This is a genomic window from Acinetobacter sp. UBA5934, assembly GCF_002430855.1.
Classification (GTDB): Bacteria; Pseudomonadota; Gammaproteobacteria; order Pseudomonadales; family Moraxellaceae; genus Acinetobacter.
Genome location: NZ_DJDC01000081.1, coordinates 1 through 8,790, shown reverse-complemented (window position 1 = coordinate 8,790; position 8,790 = coordinate 1). Strand labels below are relative to the sequence as shown.

The following is an 8,790-nucleotide window of genomic DNA, read 5'->3' as shown; positions in this document are numbered from 1 at the left end:
CAATTGAAAGTTGACTAAATTACTTATTTTAAAGTAAGAATAATGCTATATTAGACTCAAACTCACGAATTAAAAACTACCGTCAGTCAAAAAAAAAGCAATGACAAAATAAAAATGTGAAATGGTTGATGAAATCCGCTATTTTTGCACACTTGTGTAGAAAATGTTCATTGATAATACAAGTGGATTTGTGTTAAAAATGTTTATCGATCGTAATAAAATAATCCTATGAGCCTTATGGCGCATCGTTTCTAAAATGGGAAGGGTCAAAATGGACGATAAATTCCAAAATCTAAAAGTCATGGTGATTGATGATTCAAAAACCATTCGTCGTACAGCAGAAACATTACTACAACGTGAAGGTTGTGAAGTCGTGACCGCAGTAGATGGTTTTGAAGCTTTGGCAAAAATTGCTGAAGCCAATCCGGATATCGTGTTTGTCGATATTATGATGCCACGTTTGGACGGTTACCAAACTTGTGCACTTATCAAGAATTCGCAAAATTATCAAAATATTCCAGTCATTATGCTGTCAAGTAAAGATGGTTTATTTGATCAGGCAAAAGGTCGTGTTGTTGGTTCGGATGAGTATTTAACTAAACCCTTTAGTAAAGATGAATTGTTAAACGCAATCCGTAATCACGTAACAGCATAAGTTTTATTTTATTGGGGAAAAGCATGTCACGTATCCTTATTGTTGATGATTCACCAACAGAAACATTTCGTTTTAAAGAAATTTTAACCAAGCATGGCTTCGATGTTATCGAAGCGGCAAATGGTGCTGATGGTGTCACAATGGCACAAGCAGAACTGCCAGATCTTGTGCTAATGGATGTGGTAATGCCAGGGGTAAACGGTTTCCAGGCGACACGTCAAATTGCGCGTGGTGCTACGACAAAACACATTCCGATTGTGATTGTCAGTACCAAGGATCAGGCAACAGACCGCGTTTGGGGAAAACGGCAGGGGGCAAGTGATTACTTGACCAAGCCTATTGATGAAAAACAATTAATTGATGTGATTAAACAACACCTCAATGCAGGATAAGCTCTATGGCAGCTAACGGATTTATCGAATTACTTCGGATTGCTAAGCGTGGTAACAAAAACTACGTTTCAACTGAAAATGAAGTAAACCGATGGTCAGGGATTGCTTTTGAGATGATGGGGCAATATTTTGTTGCCCCTTTGGGTGAAGTATCTGAAGTGATATATCCCCCAAAATATACGCCGGTTCCAAATACCCAGCCATGGGTGGTGGGATTGGCCAATATTCGGGGACGCTTACTTTCAGTCGCTGATTTGGCGCATTATATTTCGGGGCATCGAAGTCAGTTTTCACCGACTCAAAAAGTATTGTGTATTAGTCACAATGACCATTATGTCGGTTTGGTGGTAGATCAGGTTTTGGGGATCCAACACTTTAACAAGAAAAGTTTCTTTTCTAAACACGGCGAATTAGACAGCAATTTACAAGAATATTGTCAGGGATATTTTTATCAACATAATCAACACTGGCATGTTTTCTTATTTAGTCGTTTATTGCAAAACCCAAAATACATGAATGCCTCTATAAAATTTATAAATTAATTAATAGTCGCAAGCTAAAGAATGATAGCGCAACTCGGGGAGAAGCTGGATGGGCTTCAAACTTAAAAAGAAGAATACAAGTGAAAGTACCGGCCGTAAGGGCGGGAATGCTTTATTAGCAAAGATTCAATCACAGACAGAGCAATTATCACGTGTATTTGGTGACAGTGAAAAGTCCAAACCATTAATTTTGGGCGCAGCATTCTGTCTGACCGTAGCACTATTCCTGTTGTTGTACCTATTCTATAGTGTGCCGCGTAACAACGAATTGACACGTAGCGTGGGTGATTTGCGTCTATTATCACAAACCATTTCACGTCAGGCCACTGATGCAACAGCTTCAGGAACCAAAGAGTCGATTGATAAACTTCTGCAATCACAAAAAGAATTTGCTGAAAACCTGGAAACGGTAAATGATATTCATCCACGTACAGATGCACTGGTTGAAGTGGAAAAGCAGTGGAAAACGGTATCAGAAGGGATTGATTTAATTTCTTCTCAACAACAAATGATTAACAAGCTTTACGATACCAACATTGCAATCGGCGAATCAATTCCGGGAATTCAGGCAGAATACAACCTGATGGTTGACCAAATGGCACGTCAAAATGTGCCGAGTAACCAGGTCGTTATTGCAAAAAACCAGGTATTTATTGCAGAACGTATCTTACGTTCAATTAGTTCGGTACTTACTGGTAGCGATAACTCGCGTGAATCTGCGGATGACTTCAGTGCCGATACTGAAACCTTCGGTTCTTATCTCAATGCACAGCTCAATGGTAGTGCAGAACTGGGTGTGGAACGTATTAGTGATCCAGCATTACGTGAATCACTGGAAGGGATTAAAAGCGAATACGATGATGTATTGAAATCAGCTTCTGCAACGATTCTTAAAAACTCGGCTCAGATTGTAAAAGTCCGTCAAGCTTCAGCTTCAATTTTTGCCCAGTCAGATGAGTTGTTAGAAAGCCTGAATAAGTTATCAGGTGGTTCAAGCTTGGCTATTGCACTTCCTGCCTTGCTGTTAATTCTGTGTCTGGTCGGTTTCTTGTTTACGGTATTTAAATTACTTGCTTTACGTGGCCAGTCAGATAAACAGCGTGTGGCAAGCTTGCAAGAAGAATATGACCGTAACCAAAACGCAATTTTACGTTTACTGGATGAAATTGCCGACTTGGCAGATGGTGACTTGCGTTCATACGCAACAGTATCTGAAGACTTTACCGGTGCCATTGCCGACTCAATTAACTTTGCGATTGACCAGTTACGTGACTTGGTTTCGCGTATTACCGAAACTTCTCAAGAAGTTGCGCAATATACGGCGAACACGCAGGGCATTACCAACCAGCTGGCTGAAGCATCAGAACACCAAGCGCAAGAAATTGCCGGTGCATCTGCCGCGATTAATGAAATGGCAATGTCTATTGACCAGGTATCTTCAAATGCTGAAGAGTCAGCGGTGGTTGCGGAACGTTCGGTACAAATCGCTGCCAATGGTGCAGACGTCGTAAACCGTTCTATTGAAGGTATGGATACCATTCGTGAGCAGATTCAGGAAACCTCTAAACGTATTAAACGTCTGGGTGAATCTTCTCAGGAAATTGGTAACATCGTTGCCTTGATTAATGATATTGCCGACCAAACCAACATCCTGGCATTAAACGCTGCAATTCAGGCATCGATGGCAGGTGAAGCAGGTCGTGGTTTCGCCGTGGTAGCCGATGAAGTACAGCGTCTTGCGGAACGTTCAGCATCTGCAACCAAACAGATTGAAGGCTTGGTAAAAACCATTCAAACAGATACCAACGAAGCGGTTATTTCGATGGAACAAACCACTTCGGAAGTTGTACGCGGTGCGAACTTGTCTAAAGATGCCGGTGTGGCACTGGATGAAATTCAAAGTGTATCCAGCAACCTGGCGAAATTGATTGCAAACATTTCTGATGCTGCAAAACTTCAGTCAGCTTCTGCAGGTCATATTGCAACCACGATGAATGTTGTACAGGAAATTACCTCTCAAACGACAACTGCAACATTTGATACAGCACGATCAGTATCTGAATTGGCAAATATGGCCGAATCGTTACGTGAGTCTGTAACTGACTTTAAATTACCGGACTAAGGTAATACGCAAGCTTTGGGGTGATATGCCTTACTTTAGGGTAGGGCATATCAATAAATCACAGATAAAGCATCGGCAAGATGAACTTAACCTCAAAGTTAGGTCTCGCGTGATAGTGACAATTAAGTTTGAGCACCCTTCTTGGTGGCAGATAAACGTAAGAAGCCTAAGCTATGAAAGAAATATTAAAAAATTTAGTTGAAACAACTACGCTTCCTGAAGATAGTTATCTTGATCAAGATGCAGAAATTCTAGAAATTTTTGTTGAAGAAATAGAAGAAATCTTTGTTGAATTAAGTACTTTATTTACAACTTGGTTTGAAAATCCCAATGACCAGGCAATTTTGACTACGATTCGCCGTCATTTCCATACCCTTAAAGGTTCTGGACGCATGGTGGGGGCAAAATCTGCAGGTGAATTGGCCTGGGCGGTTGAAGATACTTTAAATCGTGTGCTTTCCGGTACAGTACCTTTAGACAGCACAGTTCAACGCTTTGCCCAGACTGTCTATAATATTTATCAATATAAGTTATACCCAATTTTTAAAACTGTTCAAAATACCGATATTGACATAAGACCTTTAGTACTATTAGGGCAGCAAATACAGCAGCAGGTCAGTTTAGAACCTGCATTAGAAGAACTGCTTGAGCTGTCTCGCACTCTGACAAGTGTAGATTGTGTTACCGGTTTAGAATTACAAGATCAAGAAGTGAGTGAAGCAGAAGCTGAAACAGCACTCGAAACAATGGCTACAGAAGAGCCAGTTGCAGTAGACCACAATAATGATATTGAAGAAACGGTTGCAATCTTTATTGAAGAAGCGGAAGAACATCTGCTTACGATTGATCAGTTCCTGCAAAATGAGCAAGAGCAACATCAGGATTATAACGGCCTGATTCGTGCCTTGCATACCTTGCGCGGCAGCTCATCTATGGCACAAATTGAGCAAATTTTTGTCGCCAGCACCCATGTTGAAAACTTATTTAAAACCCTATTACAAGAAGAAATTGTTTCAACATCGAGTCAGACGGCCTTACTGGTTCAATATGCTGAATTTGTCCGTGATTATTTACATACCTTAAGACAGGGTCAAACCCAGAAACTTGATGCGATTTATGCAACCTTTAGCACGGCATGGGACAATTATGGCTTTAATTCGGCAGAAGTAAATGAGGATGTAAACCCGCAAGGTTTGGTATCCAAGCTGATCGAATTAAATATTGATTTGTTATTGGATGCAGAATTCGAATTTGAAAAACGTGCCAAAGTTGAATATCCGGAATATATTCAGGCCTTAAGCCAGCAGGCACAGCAATTATTGGATCATACCGATAATCGCGCTGCGATTGGTATTCATCAGTTTACCAATGAATTGAAGTCGAGCTATGAAGCACTGGTACTCAAACCGGAATTGCTGAATATCGATTATGCCTATGAATTATTCGGGCAAGCGCATCAGGAATTCATTCATCTGTTCGATACCTTGGCGGCCGGTCAGCGCGTAATTTTAACCGAAGACATTCACAAAATATTGAGCGATCTTACCGCCTTTGTTCAGCAAGATCTTGAACAGTTTGCAGCCGAAGAGCCGAGTATGGCAACTCCAGCTGAAACCTCAGCTGCTGTTTCAGGTACTGTTGATCTGGCGCAGATTTCACAAAAAATTCGTGCAGATCGTGCCCAAATGCATGCCGCTGATGCCAATCGTGATTTTGATGAAGATTTGCTGGGTATCTTCCTGGAAGAAGCCGATGAATTGTTGGGTGGGATTGATCAGGACTTGAACACCTGGTCGAAAGATCCATCCAATACTGCAGCATTAAATAATTTAATGCGTTATTTACATACCCTAAAAGGGGGTGCAAACATGATTCAGGCGACGCATATTGGCCTGATCTCGCATGAATTAGAAAGCATTTATGAGCGCGTGATCCGTCAGCAAATTGAGGTCAATCCTCAGCTCATCAGCATTATCCGTTTGGTACAAGATGATGTATCCGACCGTATTCAGGTTATCCGTGATAATCAGATTGATTATTCCGGTGCTGAATCGATTGAAATTTTGCGTAATATTCAGGCCATCGCTCAAGGTAATGTTGCTGTAAGTGCTACGGTTGTAGAAGCAGATGCAGAACTTGAAGTGGCAACTGAAATTGCAGTTGACACCGAAGCTGAAGCTAAAACAGTTGCAGATGAATCGGTAGAGCCAGTTATAATTTCTGTAGAAGTTGAAACAGAGGCTGAAGTTGCCTTGGCAAGTCCGGTTGATGTTGAAGATCCAGATGATAGTATCCGTTCAATTGCAGAAGAAACATTCCTGGAAGAAGCCGAAGAGATTCTGGAGTCTACAGATGCTTGGTTGAAACAATGGTTTGACCAGCGTAGCGATCGTAGCTTGCTGCTTCAATTACAACGTGCAGCCCACAGTTTGAAAGGTGGTGCGCGCATGGTTGCAAATGAACCGGTAGCAGCGATTGCCTACCAGTTGGAAACTACGTTTGAACGCTTTGCGGTGCATCAGTTCAATTCGAATGTCTATGACCTGTTATTACAAACCACGTTTGCATGGTTAAAACAGGCAATCTTCGAGCATGATTTCAGTAATTACGATAGTGTTAAATTAAGTCTGGAGTCGATTGAATTTGTTGATGTAACTGTTCAATTGCCAAGTCGCGTCAACAAGACCGATACGCTTATTACCGCTAAGGCCTTTGAGTTTGTTCAAGGTGATGGTACTGAACCGCCTTCCATGATGGGTGAGTGGGATACAAGTGCGCAACAGGACAATAGCAATGAAATGATCCGTATTTCTGCCGATCTGGTGGAAAAAATGATCGACTTGTCTGGTGAAAATTCGATTAACCGTTCGCGTATTGAAATGGACTTGGGGCAGTTTGGTAATACCCTGAACGAGATGGAACTGGCGATCAAGCGTTTGGCTGACCAGTTGCGTCGAATGGAAGGTGAGCTCGAGTCACAAATTATTGCGAAACATGGTGATAGCTCACGTTATGCCGACTTTGACCCACTGGAGATGGACCAATATTCATCCTTGAACCAGTTATCAAAATCACTGGCAGAATCTGCATCCGACTTGGTCGACTTTAAAACCACCTTGGCTGAAAAGATTCGTGATACGGAAGGTTTGTTGCTACAACAATCACGTATTCAAGCCGAGATTCAGGAAAGCTTGATGCGTACCCGTCTGGTACCATTTGACCGCTTATTGCCACGTTTACAACGGATTGTGCGTCAAACATCATCCACTTTGAACCGTCCGGCAGAATTAGTGGTTCAAAACACTGAAGGCGAATTAGACCGTAACATTCTTGAGCGTTTGGTCACTCCATTCGAGCACATGCTACGTAATGCGATCGATCATGGTCTGGAAGACACTCCGGTAAGACATGAGCTACAGAAGCCTGAAGTCGGGCAAATTGTCCTCAATATTAGCCGTCAAGGTACCGATGTACTGGTATCGTTCAGTGATGATGGTAAAGGGATTGATGAAACCAGAATTAAAGAAAAAGCAGTCAGCTTGGGTTTAATTAAAGACGATCAACCTATTGATAAACAGGAAATCCTGCAATTTATTTTCCATCCTGGATTCAGTACAGCCAAAGAAGTGACCCAGATTTCCGGACGCGGTGTAGGTCTGGATGTGGTGCAAAGTGAAATTAAGGCGCTCGGTGGTCATATTTCTATCGATTCTGAATTGGGTAAAGGCACGACATTTACCATTCGCGTACCGACGACTGTAGCGGTAAGTGACGCCTTGATGGTGAAATCGGGTGATCAGCAGTTCGCAATTTCACTGGCACAGATTGACCGTATTGTACGAATTGCCCCATCTACGCTGGAGCAATATTTCAACAGTAAAGATGACTTCTTTAAAATTGATAACACCAGTTATAAACTGCGTTATTTATCTGAATTCGTTTCCAATCAACCTTTACCGCGTTTAAGTAATATTGCGCATTCTTTACCTGTGCTGTTAATTAAGGGAAATAATGGGCAAACCATTGCATTACTTGTCGATCAGCTGATTGGTTCGCGCGCACAGATTGTGGTAAAACCGATCGGTCAGCAATTCTCAAGTGTCGGTGTAGTGACTGGAGCCACCATTTTAGGTGATGGTCAAGTCTGCCTGATTTTGGATGGCCAGAATATTGTCCGACAAATCCAGAGCACACAACGTATTAAACATCTGTCCGATCAGCGTGAGCATTCTCGTTACAACAATGCACGTCGCCTGATTATGATCGTGGATGACTCGGTGACTGTACGTAAGGTGACCTCACGTTTACTTGAGCGTCAGGGCTTTGATGTGGTGATGGCTAAAGATGGTATTGATGCCATGGAGCAGCTGGAAAATGTCAAACCGGACTTGATGTTGCTGGATATTGAAATGCCTCGAATGGATGGTTTTGAAGTCACGAATCTGGTTCGTCACCATGAAGTGCATCAAAACCTGCCTATTATTATGATTACGTCAAGAACAGGCGAGAAGCACCGTGAACGTGCATTCAGCCTTGGTGTAACCCACTATATGGGTAAACCGTTCCAGGAAGCTGAATTGCTGGAAAATGTGGAAAGTTTGTTAGAAACCAGTCAGGGGTAATGCAATGAGCCAAAATAGTGTTTCAAACTCTGCTGTTGATCGAATTTCACAACAAGAGTTACATCACCTTATTACGGTATCTACCGGATTTATCGATACCTATATCATTGATTGTCATGGTAAAGAGGCGATAATTCTTCCGCAAAATATTGTTTTGTCCGCACTGGATAGTCCTACACAAGTGCCTTTTGTGGAATGGCATGAACTGAAATTACCGGTATATGCAGTTAATGATCCACAGCGTAAAACTGGTGTAGCCTTGGTGATTGAGGGGGATGATGTCAGCCAGCGTTTTGCCCTGATGTGTAATGAGATGCCAAAAACGATTCGTCTGCGTATTTCTGAAGTGGTTGATACCGATCAGCAAGTGACTGACCCAGCAGTATTCCAGTATGTGCGTATGGGGGATCAGTTATTTCACATCCCGCAAATGGGCCATATCCAGTCTTCAATCGGT

The 8,790-nt window shown here is 42.1% G+C and carries 6 protein-coding genes; all 6 read left to right on the top strand.

Translation table 11 applies throughout. From position 1 onward, the window contains the following. Window positions 1-271: 271 nt before the first annotated feature. Window positions 272-655: a twitching motility response regulator PilG gene (gene pilG, locus B2Y23_RS05810; protein WP_067723812.1), complete on the top strand. Its 384-nt coding sequence runs from the start codon at window positions 272-274 to the stop codon at window positions 653-655. A 23-nt stretch (window positions 656-678) separates the two neighbouring features. After that, entirely contained in the window at window positions 679-1,047 is a 369-nt protein-coding gene (locus tag B2Y23_RS05805) for a response regulator (protein WP_291369568.1), read from the top strand. A gap of 5 nt (window positions 1,048-1,052) precedes the next feature. Next, a complete protein-coding gene (locus B2Y23_RS05800) occupies window positions 1,053-1,589 on the top strand; it encodes a chemotaxis protein CheW (RefSeq protein WP_291354417.1) in 537 nt (178 codons plus the stop codon). 49 nt (window positions 1,590-1,638) lie between these two features. After that, window positions 1,639-3,711, top strand: a complete 2,073-nt coding sequence (locus B2Y23_RS05795) for a methyl-accepting chemotaxis protein (RefSeq protein WP_291354418.1) — start codon at window positions 1,639-1,641, stop codon at window positions 3,709-3,711. A gap of 173 nt (window positions 3,712-3,884) precedes the next feature. Then, complete coding sequence (locus B2Y23_RS05790; RefSeq protein ID WP_291369566.1) at window positions 3,885-8,333, top strand: Hpt domain-containing protein; 4,449 nt, start codon at window positions 3,885-3,887, stop codon at window positions 8,331-8,333. Between the two features lie 4 nt (window positions 8,334-8,337). Next, on the top strand, window positions 8,338-8,790 hold a 453-nt coding region (locus tag B2Y23_RS05785), incomplete at its 3' end, for a hypothetical protein (protein ID WP_291369564.1).